This is a genomic window from Lelliottia nimipressuralis, assembly GCF_004402045.1.
Classification (GTDB): domain Bacteria; phylum Pseudomonadota; class Gammaproteobacteria; order Enterobacterales; family Enterobacteriaceae; genus Enterobacter; species Enterobacter chinensis.
In genome coordinates this window covers 193,081-208,550 of the sequence record NZ_SOMG01000015.1, presented here as the reverse complement: position 1 = coordinate 208,550, position 15,470 = coordinate 193,081, and the positions used below count along the sequence as shown (strand labels likewise).

Genomic DNA, 15,470 nt, shown 5'->3' with positions numbered 1-15,470 from the left:
TCTGACTTACGGTTGTAATCCTTAAACGTGAAAGAAGAGAGAAGCCTATGTTTGGTGGAAAAGGCGGTCTGGGTGGCCTGATGAAGCAGGCTCAGCAGATGCAGGAAAAAATGCAGAAGATGCAGGAAGAGATCGCTCAGCTGGAAGTCACGGGTGAGTCCGGTGCCGGTCTGGTCAAAGTGACCATCAACGGTGCGCACAACTGCCGTCGCGTTGAAATCGACCCGAGCCTGCTCGAAGACGACAAAGATATGCTGGAAGATCTGGTTGCAGCCGCGTTTAACGATGCCGCTCGCCGTATCGACGAAACTCAGAAAGAGAAAATGGCCTCTGTTTCCAGCGGTATGCAACTGCCGCCTGGCTTCAAGATGCCATTCTGATGCAAACCAGTCCGCTGCTCACGCAGTTAATGGAAGCACTGCGCTGCCTGCCGGGCGTTGGCCCGAAGTCGGCGCAGCGCATGGCGTTTACGCTATTGCAGCGCGACCGCAGCGGCGGGATGCGCCTGGCGCAGGCTTTAACCCGCGCCATGTCAGAAATTGGTCACTGTGCGGATTGCCGTACCTTTACCGAGCAGGATGTGTGTAACATTTGTACGAACCCGCGTCGCCAGGAAAACGGTCAGATTTGCGTGGTGGAGAGTCCGGCGGACATCTACGCCATCGAACAAACCGGGCAGTTTTCCGGCCGCTACTTCGTGCTGATGGGGCATCTCTCCCCGCTGGACGGTATTGGCCCGGATGATATCGGTCTTGATCGCCTTGAACAGCGTCTTGAGTCCGAAACCATCAAAGAGGTGATCCTCGCCACCAACCCGACGGTGGAAGGGGAGGCAACCGCCAACTACATCGCCGAACTGTGCTCGCAGTACGGTGTTGACGCCAGCCGCATCGCCCACGGCGTGCCGGTGGGCGGCGAGCTGGAGATGGTGGACGGCACCACGCTGTCACACTCTCTGGCCGGGCGTCACAAGATTATTTTCTGACCAAACGGAGGCTGCGTAAGCCGCCTCCGCTTGAAAATTCCTCCTCTTATCCCCATCTCTCACTCAACGTTTTACAACCCCATTAAATGGCATTGTTGAGGTCGACATAGATGAAAGGACAAGAAACCCGTGGTTTCCAGTCAGAAGTAAAACAGCTTCTGCACCTGATGATCCATTCCCTGTATTCCAACAAAGAAATTTTCCTGCGTGAGCTGATTTCCAACGCCTCGGATGCGGCGGACAAGCTGCGCTTCCGCGCGCTGTCTAACCCGGATCTGTACGAAGGCGACGGCGAGCTGCGCGTGCGCGTCTCGTTTAATAAAGAGAACCGCACCCTGACCATCGCCGATAACGGCATTGGGATGAACCGCGACGAAGTGATCGACCACCTCGGGACCATCGCGAAATCCGGCACCAAAGCGTTCCTTGAGTCCATGGGCTCAGACCAGGCGAAAGACAGCCAGCTGATCGGCCAGTTCGGCGTTGGGTTCTACTCGGCATTCATCGTGGCGGACAAAGTCACCGTGCGCACCCGCGCCGCGGGCGACAGCGCCGAGAACGGCGTGCTGTGGGAATCTAAAGGTGAAGGCGAATACACCGTTGGTGACATCACCAAAGCGGATCGCGGTACCGAAATCACCCTGCACCTGCGTGAAGGGGAAGATGATTTCCTGAACGACTGGCGCGTTCGCTCCATCATCAGCAAGTATTCCGATCATATCGCGCTGCCGGTTGAGATTGAAAAGCAGGAAGAGAAAGACGGTGAAACCGTGGTCTCCTGGGAGAAAATCAACAAGGCGCAGGCGCTGTGGACGCGCAACAAGTCTGAAATCAAAGACGACGAGTACAACGAATTCTACAAGCACATCGCCCACGACTTTACCGACCCGCTGACCTGGAGCCACAACCGTGTGGAAGGTAAGCAGGAGTACACCAGCCTGCTGTACATCCCGGCACAGGCACCGTGGGACATGTGGAACCGCGATCACAAGCACGGCCTGAAGCTTTACGTGCAGCGCGTCTTCATCATGGACGACGCCGAGCAGTTCATGCCGAACTACCTGCGCTTTGTGCGCGGTCTGATAGATTCCAACGATCTGCCGCTGAACGTCTCGCGTGAAATTCTGCAGGACAGCACCGTCACCCGTAACTTGCGCAACGCTCTGACCAAACGTGCGCTGCAGATGCTGGAAAAACTGGCGAAAGACGATGCGGAAAAATATCAGACCTTCTGGAAACAGTTCGGCCTGGTGCTGAAAGAAGGCCCGGCTGAAGACACTGCGAACGTTGAAACGATCGCCAAACTGCTGCGTTTCGCCTCTACGCATACCGACTCTTCCGCACAGACCGTGTCGCTGGAAGAGTACGTCTCGCGCATGAAGGAAGGGCAGGAGAAGATCTACTACATCACCGCCGACAGCTACGCGGCGGCGAAGAGCAGCCCGCATCTGGAGCTGTTGCGCAAGAAAGGCATCGAAGTGCTGCTGCTGTCTGACCGCATCGACGAGTGGATGATGAACTACCTGACCGAGTTCGACGGTAAGGCATTCCAGTCTGTCGCTAAGGCGGACGAGTCTATCGACAAGCTGGCGGATGAAGTGGACGAAAGCGCGAAAGAAGCCGAGAAGGCGCTGGAGCCGTTTGTTGAGCGCGTGAAAACGCTGCTGGGCGAGCGCGTGAAAGAAGTGCGTTTCACCCACCGTCTGACCGACACCCCGGCCATTGTCACCACCGATGCCGATGAAATGAGCACCCAGATGGCGAAACTGTTCGCTGCTGCGGGCCAGGCGGTTCCGGAAGTGAAATATATCTTTGAGCTTAATCCGGATCATCCTCTGGTGAAACGCGCGGCGGATACCCAGGATGACGCCCGCTTTGCCGAGTGGGTTGAACTGCTGCTGGATCAGTCTCTGCTGGCCGAACGCGGTACGCTGGAAGATCCTAACCTCTTCATTAAACGTGTGAATGCGCTGCTGCTGGCGTAACTGACCACGCCTCCCCTGGTCTTCTCCCTCAATCCGTGGGAGAGGGCCGGGGTGAGGGCACCAGACCGCACTAACCCAAATAATCTCCTCCCATTAACCGTTTCAGCCCTCCCGCCTTCCTTGAGCGATACCCGTTCTGGTGGTATTGTTTAGCGCTTTTGAAAAATTGAATCGACTTTTGAGGGGATTTTCGCAATGCGTATTATTCTGCTTGGCGCTCCGGGCGCGGGTAAAGGAACTCAGGCTCAGTTCATCATGGAGAAATACGGTATTCCGCAAATCTCCACCGGTGATATGCTGCGCGCCGCTGTTAAATCTGGCTCAGAGCTGGGTAAACAAGCGAAAGACATCATGGACGCAGGCAAGCTGGTGACCGACGAGCTGGTTATTGCTCTGGTCAAAGAGCGCATTGCTCAGGAAGACTGCCGTAACGGTTTCCTGCTGGACGGTTTCCCACGCACCATTCCTCAGGCTGATGCCATGAAAGAAGCGGGCATCAACGTGGACTACGTTCTGGAATTCGACGTACCGGACGAGCTGATCGTTGACCGTATCGTTGGCCGTCGCGTACACGCTGCTTCTGGCCGCGTTTACCACATCAAATTCAACCCACCTAAGGTTGAAGGTAAAGACGACGTGACCGGCGAAGAGCTGACCACCCGTAAAGATGACCAGGAAGAGACCGTGCGTAAGCGCCTGGTGGAATACCATCAGATGACCGCGCCGCTGATCGGTTACTACACCAAAGAAGCGCAAGCGGGTAACACCAAATACGCAAAAGTTGACGGCACCAAAGCCGTGGCTGACGTGCGTGCAGAGCTGGAAAAAATCCTCGGCTAATCGCGCACCTCTCACCCGGGTTCTCCGGGTGAGAAATATTCTCATTTTATCTATCGCAGCAATGGGTTTCGTTTAAACGCATTTCCGCTACAATTGACAACCATTCAAATGGTTAAGAGGCGTGAATGAGTCAGGCGAAAACCGGCATCCTGCTTGCCAATCTGGGCACTCCAGAAGCACCTACATCAGACGCGGTAAAACGCTACCTGCGACAATTTTTAAGCGACACGCGCGTTGTGGATTTTCCACGACTGCTGTGGTGGCCGCTGCTGCGTGGCGTCATTCTGCCGATCCGTTCTCCGCGCGTCGCTAAGCTCTATCAGTCCGTCTGGATGGAAGAGGGCTCGCCGCTGATGGTCTACAGCCGTCGTCAGGAAAAAGCGCTGGCTGCCCGCCTGCCGGATGTGCCCGTCGCGCTTGGCATGAGCTACGGAAAACCGTCCCTGGAAAGCGCGGTGGAATCACTGCTGGCGCAGGGCGTGGACCATATCGTCGTACTGGCGCTCTACCCGCAGTACTCCTGCTCGACGGTGGCTGCCGTTTGGGACGAACTGGCGCGCATTCTCGCGACCCGCCGTCGTATACCGGGCGTGACCTTTATTCGCGATTACGCTGATAACGATCTCTACATCAAGGCGCTTGCCAACAGCGCGCGCGCGTCGTTTGAAAAACACGGCGAGCCGGATCTGCTGCTGCTCTCCTATCACGGGATCCCGCAGCGTTTTGCCAATGAAGGCGATGATTACCCGCAGCGCTGCCGCGATACCACCCGCGAGCTGGTTTCCGCCCTCGGCCTGCCGCCGGAGAAGGTGATGATGACCTTCCAGTCGCGCTTTGGCCGCGAGCCGTGGCTGACGCCGTACACCGATGAAACCCTCAAAATGCTCGGTGAGAAAGGCGTGAAGCATGTTCAGGTGATGTCGCCGGGCTTCTCGGCAGACTGTCTGGAAACGCTGGAGGAGATCGCGGTGCAAAACCGGGAGTTTTTCCTTGAGGCTGGTGGTGAGAAGTACGAGTACATTCCGGCACTTAACGACTCGCCTGAACACATCGACATGATGGTGTCGCTGGTGACAAACAGCCGCTGATCGCACTCAGAGCCGGGTTTGTGCTACCATTCCCGGCTTCTATTCCTTGCACAGTTCAGACCATGAAATTTCCCGGTAAACGTAAATCTAAGCACTACTTCCCCGTTGATGCCCGCGATCCGCTCCTGCAGCAAATCCAGCCAGAAAATGAAACCAGCGCGGCATGGGTCGTCGGTATCGATCAGACGCTGGTGGACATTGAAGCGAAAGTGGATGATGCGTTTGTCGCCCGTTACGGTCTGAGCGCCGGGCACTCGCTGGTGATCGAAGATGACGTTGCCGAAGCGCTGTACCAGGAACTGGTGCGTGAAAATCTGATCACCCATCAGTTCGCTGGTGGCACTATCGGCAATACCATGCACAACTACTCCGTGCTGGCAGACGACCGCTCGGTCCTGCTCGGCGTGATGTGCAGCAATATTGAAATTGGTGGCTACGCCTACCGCTATTTGTGCAACACCTCCAGCCGCACCGATCTGAACTACCTTCAGGGCGTCGACGGGCCTATTGGCCGCTGCTTTACGCTTATCGGTGAATCCGGCGAGCGCACCTTTGCCATCAGCCCGGGGCATATGAACAAGCTGCGTGCCGAGAGTATTCCGGAAGAGGTAATTGCGGGCGCCTCGGCGCTGGTGCTGACGTCATACCTGGTGCGCTGTAAACCGGGTGAGCCCATGCCGGAAGCGACCATGAAGGCGATTGAGTACGCGAAGAAATACAACGTGCCCGTCGTTCTGACGCTGGGTACTAAATTCGTGATTGCCGATAACCCCGAGTGGTGGCAGGCCTTCCTGAAAGAGCACGTCTCCATTCTGGCAATGAACGAAGAAGAGGCAGAAGCGCTGACCGGCGAGAGCGATCCGCTGCTGGCTTCTGATAAAGCGCTGGACTGGGTGGATCTGGTGCTCTGCACCGCCGGCCCTGTCGGGCTGTATATGGCGGGCTTCACGGAAGAAGAAAGCAAACGCAAAACTCAGCACCCGCTGCTGCCTGGGGCGATTGCCGAGTTCAACCAGTACGAGTTCAGCCGCGGTATGCGCCATCAAGATTGCATCAACCCGCTGCGGATCTACTCTCACATCGCGCCATACATGGGCGGACCGGAGAAGATCATGAACACCAACGGCGCGGGCGACGGTGCGCTGGCCGCGCTGCTGCACGACATTACCGCCAATGCCTACCACAAAACCAACGTACCGAACTCCAGCAAGCACAAGTTCAGCTGGCTGACCTATTCGTCGCTGGCGCAGGTATGCAAATACGCGAACCGCGTGAGTTATCAGGTGCTGAACCAGCACTCACCGCGTTTAACGCGTGGCCTGCCGGAACGGGAAGACAGCCTGGAAGAGGCTTATTGGGATCGTTGATTGCTAAAAGAAAACCCCGGTGGCGCTACGCTTACCGGGGCTACTTGTAGGCCTGCTAAGCCTGGCGCCAGCAGGCTTTTTTTAACCCGTCACCGCCTCTTCAACCGGCGGTTTCTCCAGTAGCGTCAGCATCGTGTTCGCAATCTCGCGCTCGCCCATCACCACCTTATTCGCACCGCGCTCGGTGATATACTCCACTTCGTCGTCATAATGCGCCCGGGCAATAATCTCAATATTTGGGCACTTCTCGCGCGCGGAGGCCACAATCTCACCCGCTTCATAGCCGTTTGGTATGGTCAGCAGCAGCCAGCGCGCGCACTCCAGATGCGCCAGGCTCATGATCTCTTCGTTCGCCGCATTGCCCAGCACCGCACGAATACCGCGCTCGCGCAGCTCGTCGACGCGGGTGCGTGACGTTTCAATCACCACCAGCGGAATGTCCTGTGCCATCAGCTTCTCGCCGAGCAGGCTGCCCACGCGGCCAAAGCCGACCAGCAGGGCGTGATTGCAAATATCCACCGGGATCTGCTTCTCTTCTTCGATGGCTTCTTCCAGGGTCTGTTCTTCCAGCGTTTCGGTTTTATCGAGATATTTTTCCAGCAGGGCAAACAGCACCGGGTTCAGCATAATCGACAGGATCGCGCCTGCCAGCACCAGGTTTTGCCCGGCCTGCGGCAGCAGGTTCAGGGCCATGCCCAGACCGGCCAGAATAAAGGCGAACTCACCAATCTGCGCCAGGCTGGCGGCGATGGTCAGCGCCGTACGCGGGGAGTGACCGAACATCCGCACCAGGAGGAAAGCGGCGAGCGACTTACCAAAAATAATGATCGCCAGCGTGCCCAGTACGGCCAGCGGCTGGTGAATCAGGACCATCGGATCAAACAGCATTCCGACGGAGACGAAGAACAGCACGGCGAAGGCGTCGCGCAGCGGCAGGGTGTCGTGTGCTGCGCGGTGGCTTAGCTCGGATTCGTTCAGCACCATCCCGGCGAAGAACGCGCCCAGGGCAAAGGAGACATCAAACAGCTCAACGGCACCAAACGCGATACCCAGCGCCAGCGCCAGCACGGAGAGGGTAAACAGCTCGCGTGAGCCGGTCGCCGCACTGCGGGACATGATCCACGGCACCAGACGGCGGCCTACCAGCATCATGATGGCGATAAACGCCACCACTTTCCCGATGGTGATGCTCATATCCAGCGCCAGCGAGGCGAAGCCGACATTGTCTTTTTCCATCATGCCGGCGACGGCAGGCAGCAGCACCAGCGTCAGCACCATGACCAGGTCTTCAACAATCAGCCAGCCTATCGCGATTTGCCCACGCTGGCTGTCTATCAGCTGTCTCTCTTCAAGCGCACGCAGCAGCACCACGGTACTGGCGGTTGAGAGACACAGCCCAAATACGATGCCGGTCATTAACGACCAGCCCAGCACTGCCGAAAGTGCCATCCCCAGCAGCGTCGCCACCCCTATCTGGGCGATCGCTCCCGGTATGGCAATCGACTTTACCGCCATCAAATCCTTCAGGGAGAAATGCAGGCCGACGCCAAACATCAGCAGAATCACGCCTAATTCCGCCAGTTCAGGGGCCAGTTTGGTATCCGCAACGAAGCCTGGCGTAAACGGTCCCGCCAGTACGCCCGCTAACAGATAGCCGACAAGAGGAGAAATACGCAGTTTATTAGCAATCATGCCGAGGATAAAAGCGAGCACAAGTCCACCAACAATGGTGGTGATAAGCGGTGTGGCGTGGTGCATTCCGTCTCCTTTCGTTGTGGGTGTTCCTTTTTGGTGAAAAACCAAAAACTGAGTAATAGTTTATGACAATTTTTGCCCTTATGTTTATGAATAATTGTTGAAGTTTGAATAAAACAGCAATATGCGCCAAAAAAAGCGCATTTTGATAAATTCAGCGAGGGGAGGAAGAAGAAACCCTTATGGCATCAGGGTGTCAGGTAGCCAAAGTTAAACTTTGGCTACCTGTTATTTACGCTTTGTGGCGGTTATCAGGCAGGAATATGGTCAACATCCCAAGAAGTGGCAGGAAAGCGCAGATTTTATAAACCAGGAAGATGCTGGTGTGATCCGCAACCATCCCTAACACCGCGGCACCAAGCCCTCCCATACCGAAGGCGAAACCGAAAAAGAGCCCGGAAACCATACCGATACGTCCAGGCAGCAGCTCCTGGGCATAGACCAGAATCGCGGAAAAAGCGGATGCGAGGATAAAACCAATAATCACGGTTAAAATCCCCGTCCATTCGAGGCTGGCGTACGGCAAAATAAGGGTAAACGGCGCGACGCCTAGGATAGAGCCCCAAATGACATATTTACGCCCAATCTTATCCCCTACAGGCCCGCCAATGACCGTACCGGCCGCAACCGCGAACAGGAAGGCAAACAGGTGAATCTGGGCATTCTGTACCGATAATCCGAATTTTTGCATCAGATAAAAGGTGTAATAGCTGCTGATGCTTGCCATATAGAAGTATTTCGAGAAAATCAGTACCAGCAGCACGGAAACCGCCAGGATAACCTTATTGCGCGGAAGGGGATTGATAACCTTCGCTTTAGGTTTACCTTTATTCACGCGATGCTGAGCGGCATACCAGCGGCTGATCTGTGCCAGCACGATAATGGCCAGCAGTGCGGCCAGAACAAACCATGCCACGTTGCCTTTACCGTAAGGGGCAATAATCACCGCGGCCAGCAGCGGGCCCAGAGAGCTACCAAAGTTACCGCCGACCTGGAAGAGCGACTGCGCCAGACCGTGACGACCGCCAGAGGCCATACGCGCCACGCGGGAAGACTCTGGATGGAAAACAGACGAGCCGGTGCCCACCAGCGCGGCGGCAATCAACACGGCTTCAAAGCTCCCCGCCATGGCCAGCAGCACCAGCCCGCTTAAGGTAAAGCACATGCCTATTGGTAGCGACCACGGCATCGGGTATTTGTCCGTCCAGTAGCCCACCACCGGCTGCAGCAGTGAGGAGGCCAGCTGGAAGGTCAGGGTGATCATCCCGATCTGCACGAAGGTTAATGAGAACTCGGACTGCAGCAGCGGATAAATGGCCAGAATCAACGACTGGATCATGTCGTTGAGCAGGTGCGAGAGACTGATTGCGCCTAATACTTTAAAGGATGTGCGCGATGCTGGCGGAGACGCCGGCGCGCCCGGAACAGGCTGGGTTGATTCACTGATTGCCATAGAGAGAATTACCACGTCTTTAGTTATTAGAGATGCAGGGTGTAATTATTATCCGACTAACATACCCGCCCGGGACATTTGAAGAAAGTCGCAATTATGAAAACTTATTTGTCTATTCTTGTTAGTCACTGTAATTTTTGCCTTTGTCTATTGGTCAGGGAGAGAGAAGATGAAGTTAATGAAGCGGGGCGTCGCGCTGGCGCTCATCGCCGCATGGGGCCTGGTAAGCCTGCCCGCGCAGGCGTATGAAAAAGACAAAACGTATAAAATCACCATTCTGCATACTAACGATCACCACGGTCACTTCTGGCGCAGTGAATACGGCGAATATGGCCTGTCGGCACAAAAAACGCTGGTGGATGGCATCCGCAAAGAGGTTGCCGCCGAAGGTGGCAGCGTGCTGCTGCTGTCGGGTGGCGATATCAATACCGGCGTGCCGGAATCCGACCTACAGGACGCTGAACCCGATTTTCGCGGTATGAACCTGATTGGCTACGATGCCATGGCCGTGGGGAACCATGAGTTCGATAATCCGCTGAGCGTGCTGCGTCAGCAGGAGAAGTGGTCAAAATTCCCGTTCCTCTCTGCCAATATCTATCAGAAAAGTACCGGCGAGCGCCTGTTTAAACCGTGGGCGCTGTTCAAGCGTCAGGACCTGAAAATCGCGGTGATTGGCTTAACCACGGATGACACAGCAAAAATCGGCAACCCCGAGTTCTTTACCGATATCGAATTCCGCAAACCGGCAGACGAAGCGAAGCTGGTGATTCAGGAGCTGCAGCAAAACGAGAAGCCGGACGTGATTATCGCCACCACCCATATGGGGCACTACGACAACGGTGAGCACGGTTCTAACGCGCCCGGTGACGTGGAGATGGCGCGCAGCCTGCCTGCGGGCTCGCTGGCGATGATTGTGGGTGGTCACTCACAAGATCCGGTTTGTATGGCCTCGGAGAACAAAAAGCAGGTGGATTACGTGCCGGGTACGCCGTGCGCGCCAGACCGTCAGAACGGTATCTGGATTGTTCAGGCGCACGAGTGGGGCAAATACGTGGGCCGCGCGGACTTTGAATTCCGTAACGGCGAGATGAAGCTGGTCCATTACCAGCTCATTCCGGTCAACCTGAAGAAGAAGGTTACGTACCCTGACGGGAAAAGTGAGCGCGTACTTTACACACCAGAGATCGCAGAAAACCAGCAGATGCTCTCCCTGCTGACGCCGTTCCAGAACAAAGGCAAGGCGCAGCTGGACGTGAAAATCGGCACGCTGAACGGGCGTCTGGAAGGGGACCGCAGTAAGGTTCGCTTCGTGCAGACCAACATGGGCCACCTGGTGCTGGCGGCGCAAATAGCGCGCACCGGCGCTGACTTCGGCGTGATGAGCGGCGGCGGCATTCGTGACTCTATCGAAGGCGGAAACATTACCTATAAAGACGTCCTGAAGGTGCAGCCGTTCGGTAACCTGGTGGTCTATGCAGACATGAGCGGGAAAGAGGTCATTGACTATCTGACCGCCGTGGCGCAGATGAAGCCGGATTCCGGGGCTTACCCGCAGTTTGCCAACGTCAGCTTTGTGGCGAAAGACGGCAAGCTAAACGATCTTAAAATCAAAGGCGAACCGGTCGACCCTGCCAAAACCTACCGTCTGGCGACCTTAAGTTTTAACGCCACCGGCGGTGACGGTTATCCGCATATTGATAATAAACCGGGCTATGTGAATACCGGCTTTATTGATGCGGAAGTCCTGAAGCAGTTCATCGAGCAGAATTCGCCGATTGACGTGAATGCGTATGAGCCGAAAGGTGAGGTGAGCTGGCAGTAGTGCGGGGCGTTTTTGCCCGGTGGCGCTGCGCTTACCGGGCCTACGGGCGCAAAATGTAGGCCGGGTAAGGCGTAGCCGCCACCCGGCTTTTCTTTTAATCCCGGCGCGCTATATCCGCAAATTTCGCGTCCAGCATTTTCGCCAGATCGCCCGCGGACAGCTCAATATCCAGCCCGCGTTTGCCACCGGATATAAAGATGGTTTCAAATTCCTGAGAAGGGGCATCAATCAGCGTCGGCAGGCGTTTTTTCTGCCCGAGAGGGCTGATCCCGCCCACCAGGTAGCCCGTGGTGCGTTGCGCAACCATCGGATCGGCCATATCCACCTTCTTCGCCCCCAGTGCTTTGGCGACTTTCTTCAGATCCAACTGTCCCGCTACCGGGGTGACCGCGACGGCAAGGTGTTTCATATCGCCATTCATCGCAACCAGCAGCGTTTTATACACCTGGTCCGCGTTCAGCCCTAGCTTGCGCACCACTTCATCACCAAAGTTGGTTTCATTCGGATCGTGATCGTAAGTGTGGATCCGGAAAGAAATATTGTTTTTTTCGAGTAATTTAACGGCGGGAGTCATAGCTATCCTTCTTACGACAGACAAATCATGCCAACAGCATACGCCTGACGTTTGTCTAAAAAATAGCACCATCTTGCGCAATAGTATTGGCAGTGATGGTCACTTTGAGCGACAATCGGCTCAACCGAAGGTCTCCTTCGGCATAATAAAAACGATGAAATTCCTCTTTGACGGGCCAATAGAAATATTGGCCACTTTTTTATTTCAGCAGCGACGGCAAATTCCCTTCTCCGTACAAATGTAACGCCCCGACCGCCACCACGTAATGCCCCGCAGGCAGAGCATGCAGCGTTTCCCGCCAGGCTTTGTTGCGCGCGTTCATCAACACATCATATAACGATTCGCTGAACGTCGACGGTAAGGCCAGTTTACCGTCCGCAGGCGGCGCATCCAGCCACCAGCCAATCATGGTCTGGAGCAGGCGCGCGTTGGTGTGCCAGTGGGTCAGCGTATCATCCAGCAACGTAAGGCCGTCGTCGGGAAGCTGTCGCAGGAGCGCAATCTGACTGTCCGTCCCTTCCAGCTCGATGATGGGCAGACTACGCGCCCTTGCCACGTTCAGCAGCTGGTAATCAATGCCGTAATCACCGCGCAGGCCCAGACGTTGCGCCTGCGTGGCCTGTAGCACCATCGCAATTTGCCAGAGCGGCAGGGTATCAATCATGGAGAGCGAGACGCCTGTTTCATCGGCGACGCGCGTCAGCTCCGCAAGCTGGGTTTCATCCAGACGTTCGGCCAGCGAGCGATCGCTCTCCAGTCCGGCAAACGGCGACTCGTGGCCCGAAATGTCTGCCTCAACGACCAGCGCATCGGCGTGTTTCAGCAGTTTAACCAGCGCGGGGGGCAGGGGAGACATATCCTGCGTACCCATATGAATACTGCCGACCAGGTGCAGGTGTTGCCCGCCGGGGAGGGAGATATCCAGACCCGGCCAGGCGTAACGGCGAGGAAAGAGGGCGCGAAACGATGTTTTTATACGATTAAACAGACCCATACGCGCTCCATGAATGGAAAGGTTCATGCTAGCGCGTACGAGTATAAGGTTCAATCCTTCGGTTTAAAGCGCAGCAGCCGGTTGGCGTTGCTCACCACGGTAATGGAGGAGAGCGCCATCGCCGCACCTGCGACCACCGGGTTCAGCAGCGTGCCGGTCAGGGGCCACAAAATGCCGGCAGCAATCGGGATCCCGAGCGAGTTATAGATAAACGCTCCCAGCAGGTTCTGCTTCATGTTGCGCAACGTGGCTTTCGAAATGGCCAGCGCATCGGCAACGCCCATCAGGCTATGGCGCATCAGCGTAATAGCGGCAGTTTCAATGGCCACGTCGCTCCCACCACCCATGGCAATCCCCACATCCGCCTGGGCCAGCGCCGGGGCATCGTTGATGCCGTCGCCGACCATCGCCACCTGACGACCCTGACTTTGCAGTTTCTTGATGGAGTCTGCTTTACCGTCCGGTAGTACGCCCGCAATCACCTCATCAATTCCGGCTTCTTTCGCGATGGCGTTGGCGGTGGTCGGGTTATCCCCGGTCAGCATGACCAGGCGATAGCCCGCGCGGTGCAGGCGCGCCAGGGCATCCACGCTGTCCTGGCGCAGCGGATCGCGAACGGCCAGCAGCGCGGCGGCTTTGCCATCTACTGCCAGCAGAACCGGCGTGGCACCTTGCGACGCCTGCGCTTTCAGCTCGCTTTCCAGCGCGGAGGTATCAATACCATTTTCATTAAGCAATGCCTGGTTGCCCAGCAGGAGCGCGTGGCCCTCTGCTTCACCGCTTACGCCGAGCCCGCGCAGAGTACGGAAGTTACTGACCTGCGGCAGGGCAGAAGCATTTGCTTTATCGAGGATGGCGCGCGCCAGCGGATGGCTGGAGCCTTGCTCCAGCGCGGCGGCGAGACGCAGCGCGTCCTCTTCCGCGATGCCTGCGGTAGTGACGGCCACCACCTGCGGTTTGCCTTCGGTCAGCGTGCCGGTTTTATCAAACACCAGCGTGTCGAGCGTGCTGGCCCGCTGCAGCGCGTCCGCATCCCGCACCAGCACGCCAAACTCGGCTGCGCGGCCTACGCCGGAGATAATCGACATCGGCGTCGCCAGGCCAAGGGCGCAAGGACAGGCGATGATCAGTACCGTGGTGGCGATCACCAGGGTGTAAACAATCTGCGGTGCGGGGCCGAAAAAGTACCAGATAGCCGCGCTCAGCAGGGCAATGCCGACCACCACCGGCACAAAAATGGCAGAGATTCTGTCGGCGAGCTGGCCAATTTCCGGCTTGCTGCTCTGCGCCTGGCGCACCATGCGAATAATACGCGACAGCGTAGTGTGGCTGCCGACGGCGCTGGCGGTGAACAGCACGCTGCCGTCCTGTACCACCGTCCCGGCATGAACGGCGTCGCCGTCTGATTTCTGCTGGGGGATAGGCTCGCCGGTCAGCATTGCTTCATCCAGCCAGGCCTCGCCCTGCGTTATCTTACCGTCAACGGGAACGCGATCGCCCGTGGTCAGACGCAGCGTCATACCGGGTTGAACCTCGGCCAGCGGGACGCTCTTTTCCCCCTCGTTCGTGACCACGCGCGCGGTTGGCGGGGTTAAATCGAGCAATCTTTCCAGCGCTTTCGAGGAGCGCTGGCGGGCGCGGGCTTCCAGCATATGGCCTAAGTTAATCAGGCCGATAATCATCGCGCTCGCTTCATAATAGAGATGCCGCGCTTCCATCGGGAACCACTGGGGCCAGACGTTCACGCTCATGGAGTACAGCCATGCCGCACCCGTGCCGAGGGCGACCAGCGTATCCATCGTCGCGGTGCGATTTTTCAGGCTCTTCCAGGCGCTGGTATAGAAATGACCGCCCGCGAAGATCATCACGCCCAGGGTAATGACGCCAATCACCAGCCACAGCGTGCGGTTGTCGTCGGTGACCATCATGTTGTCGCCGATCATCCCCCACACCATCACCGGAATACCCACCAGCAGGGCGACAATCGCCTGCCAGCGGAAGCGCTTCATGGTGGCGATAGCCGTTTCCTGCTGGCGCTCGCGGCGTTCGGCATCATCTTCGATGGCCTCCGCCCCGTAGCCCGCTTTTTCAACGGCCTGCACTAAATCTGCTGCGGAGGCGCTGCCCATCACAAGCGCAGTGCGCTCCGCGAGGTTGACCCGTGCCTGCGCGACGCCCGGCACCGCCTGCAAGGCGTTTTGTACCCGGGAGACGCAGCTGGCGCAGCTCATGCCGTTGATCAGCAGCTGTTGGCTGTCATCAATATCATCAGCTGCCGGAAGCTCAGGAGTGGCCGCTGTCAGCGCTTCCGACGGGGATGATGACTCTGCCAGCGGTTTAGCCTTTGGGTGGCTTAGCTCCGCCCCGTAGCCGGCCTGCTTGATGGTATCAATCAGCGCATCCGCGCTGGCGCTGCCGGTGACGGCGGCATGATCGATACTCACTTCAGCGCTTTCGACATCAGGACGCTGTTCCAGACTTTCTTTAACGCGTTTGACGCAGTGGCCGCAGGAAAGGCCGTCCAGCGTCAGGTCAATAGTGTGAGACATAACAAAACTCCCGTATAATATTTTGGTCAGTTGTTGACCGGAGTAACGCTTTTCACTA

12 protein-coding genes are annotated in these 15,470 nt (G+C 57.0%); 7 read left to right on the top strand and 5 right to left on the bottom strand.

All coding sequences use genetic code 11. The annotated features are described in order from the left end of the window. Window positions 1–47 precede the first annotated feature (47 nt). From E3U32_RS09580 to E3U32_RS09555, 6 genes are all read left to right on the top strand, one after another. Window positions 48–380, top strand: a complete 333-nt coding sequence (locus E3U32_RS09580) for a YbaB/EbfC family nucleoid-associated protein (RefSeq protein ID WP_010428194.1) — start codon at window positions 48–50, stop codon at window positions 378–380. Continuing rightward, complete coding sequence (recR, locus tag E3U32_RS09575) at window positions 380–985, top strand: recombination mediator RecR (RefSeq protein WP_008499298.1); 606 nt, start codon at window positions 380–382, stop codon at window positions 983–985. Before E3U32_RS09580 ends, recR begins: the two co-directional genes overlap by 1 nt. A gap of 110 nt (window positions 986–1,095) precedes the next feature. Beyond that, window positions 1,096–2,970 (top strand): molecular chaperone HtpG, encoded by a 1,875-nt coding sequence (gene htpG / locus E3U32_RS09570; protein WP_134348592.1) that lies wholly within the window; start codon window positions 1,096–1,098, stop codon window positions 2,968–2,970. A gap of 195 nt (window positions 2,971–3,165) precedes the next feature. Continuing rightward, window positions 3,166–3,810: an adenylate kinase gene (gene adk, locus E3U32_RS09565; RefSeq protein ID WP_006809841.1), complete on the top strand. Its 645-nt coding sequence runs from the start codon at window positions 3,166–3,168 to the stop codon at window positions 3,808–3,810. Window positions 3,811–3,935: 125 nt separating this feature from the next. Continuing rightward, window positions 3,936–4,898 (top strand): ferrochelatase, encoded by a 963-nt coding sequence (gene hemH / locus E3U32_RS09560; protein WP_134348591.1) that lies wholly within the window; start codon window positions 3,936–3,938, stop codon window positions 4,896–4,898. Between the two features lie 62 nt (window positions 4,899–4,960). Continuing rightward, the gene (locus E3U32_RS09555) at window positions 4,961–6,265 is read left to right on the top strand and encodes an inosine/guanosine kinase (protein WP_024906855.1); all 1,305 of its coding nucleotides are present in this window, start codon (window positions 4,961–4,963) and stop codon (window positions 6,263–6,265) included. Window positions 6,266–6,346: 81 nt separating this feature from the next. Here the strand turns inward: E3U32_RS09555 and ybaL are convergent, their stop codons facing one another. Continuing rightward, window positions 6,347–8,023 carry a YbaL family putative K(+) efflux transporter gene (gene ybaL / locus E3U32_RS09550; RefSeq protein ID WP_134348590.1) on the bottom strand — a complete coding sequence of 559 codons (1,677 nt, stop codon included), beginning with the start codon at window positions 8,021–8,023 and terminating at the stop codon, window positions 6,347–6,349. Window positions 8,024–8,252: 229 nt separating this feature from the next. Then, complete coding sequence (locus tag E3U32_RS09545) at window positions 8,253–9,473, bottom strand: MFS transporter (RefSeq protein ID WP_134348589.1); 1,221 nt, start codon at window positions 9,471–9,473, stop codon at window positions 8,253–8,255. 169 nt (window positions 9,474–9,642) lie between these two features. Between E3U32_RS09545 and ushA the strand changes: the two genes are divergently transcribed. Continuing rightward, a complete protein-coding gene (gene ushA, locus E3U32_RS09540) occupies window positions 9,643–11,295 on the top strand; it encodes a bifunctional UDP-sugar hydrolase/5'-nucleotidase UshA (protein ID WP_134348588.1) in 1,653 nt (550 codons plus the stop codon). Between the two features lie 94 nt (window positions 11,296–11,389). Here ushA and ybaK read toward each other — a convergent pair whose 3' ends face one another. From ybaK to copA, 3 genes are all read right to left on the bottom strand, one after another. After that, window positions 11,390–11,869: a Cys-tRNA(Pro)/Cys-tRNA(Cys) deacylase YbaK gene (gene ybaK / locus E3U32_RS09535; RefSeq protein WP_134348587.1), complete on the bottom strand. Its 480-nt coding sequence runs from the start codon at window positions 11,867–11,869 to the stop codon at window positions 11,390–11,392. Window positions 11,870–12,068: 199 nt separating this feature from the next. Beyond that, window positions 12,069–12,863: a TraB/GumN family protein gene (locus tag E3U32_RS09530; RefSeq protein WP_134348586.1), complete on the bottom strand. Its 795-nt coding sequence runs from the start codon at window positions 12,861–12,863 to the stop codon at window positions 12,069–12,071. A gap of 50 nt (window positions 12,864–12,913) precedes the next feature. Further along, complete coding sequence (copA, locus tag E3U32_RS09525; protein WP_134348585.1) at window positions 12,914–15,412, bottom strand: copper-exporting P-type ATPase CopA; 2,499 nt, start codon at window positions 15,410–15,412, stop codon at window positions 12,914–12,916. Between the last annotated feature and the right edge of the window lie 58 nt (window positions 15,413–15,470).

Excerpts from the sequence above, each read along its gene's own strand:
- E3U32_RS09580 (WP_010428194.1), top strand. The coding sequence starts at position 48 with ATGTTTGGTGGAAAAGGCGGTCTGGGTGGCCTGATGAAGCAGGCTCAG.
- recR (WP_008499298.1), top strand. The coding sequence starts at position 380 with ATGCAAACCAGTCCGCTGCTCACGCAGTTAATGGAAGCACTGCGCTGC.
- htpG (WP_134348592.1), top strand. The coding sequence starts at position 1,096 with ATGAAAGGACAAGAAACCCGTGGTTTCCAGTCAGAAGTAAAACAGCTT.
- adk (WP_006809841.1), top strand. The coding sequence starts at position 3,166 with ATGCGTATTATTCTGCTTGGCGCTCCGGGCGCGGGTAAAGGAACTCAG.
- hemH (WP_134348591.1), top strand. The coding sequence starts at position 3,936 with ATGAGTCAGGCGAAAACCGGCATCCTGCTTGCCAATCTGGGCACTCCA.
- E3U32_RS09555 (WP_024906855.1), top strand. The coding sequence starts at position 4,961 with ATGAAATTTCCCGGTAAACGTAAATCTAAGCACTACTTCCCCGTTGAT.
- ybaL (WP_134348590.1), bottom strand. The coding sequence starts at position 8,023 with ATGCACCACGCCACACCGCTTATCACCACCATTGTTGGTGGACTTGTG.
- E3U32_RS09545 (WP_134348589.1), bottom strand. The coding sequence starts at position 9,473 with ATGGCAATCAGTGAATCAACCCAGCCTGTTCCGGGCGCGCCGGCGTCT.
- ushA (WP_134348588.1), top strand. The coding sequence starts at position 9,643 with ATGAAGTTAATGAAGCGGGGCGTCGCGCTGGCGCTCATCGCCGCATGG.
- ybaK (WP_134348587.1), bottom strand. The coding sequence starts at position 11,869 with ATGACTCCCGCCGTTAAATTACTCGAAAAAAACAATATTTCTTTCCGG.
- E3U32_RS09530 (WP_134348586.1), bottom strand. The coding sequence starts at position 12,863 with ATGGGTCTGTTTAATCGTATAAAAACATCGTTTCGCGCCCTCTTTCCT.
- copA (WP_134348585.1), bottom strand. The coding sequence starts at position 15,412 with ATGTCTCACACTATTGACCTGACGCTGGACGGCCTTTCCTGCGGCCAC.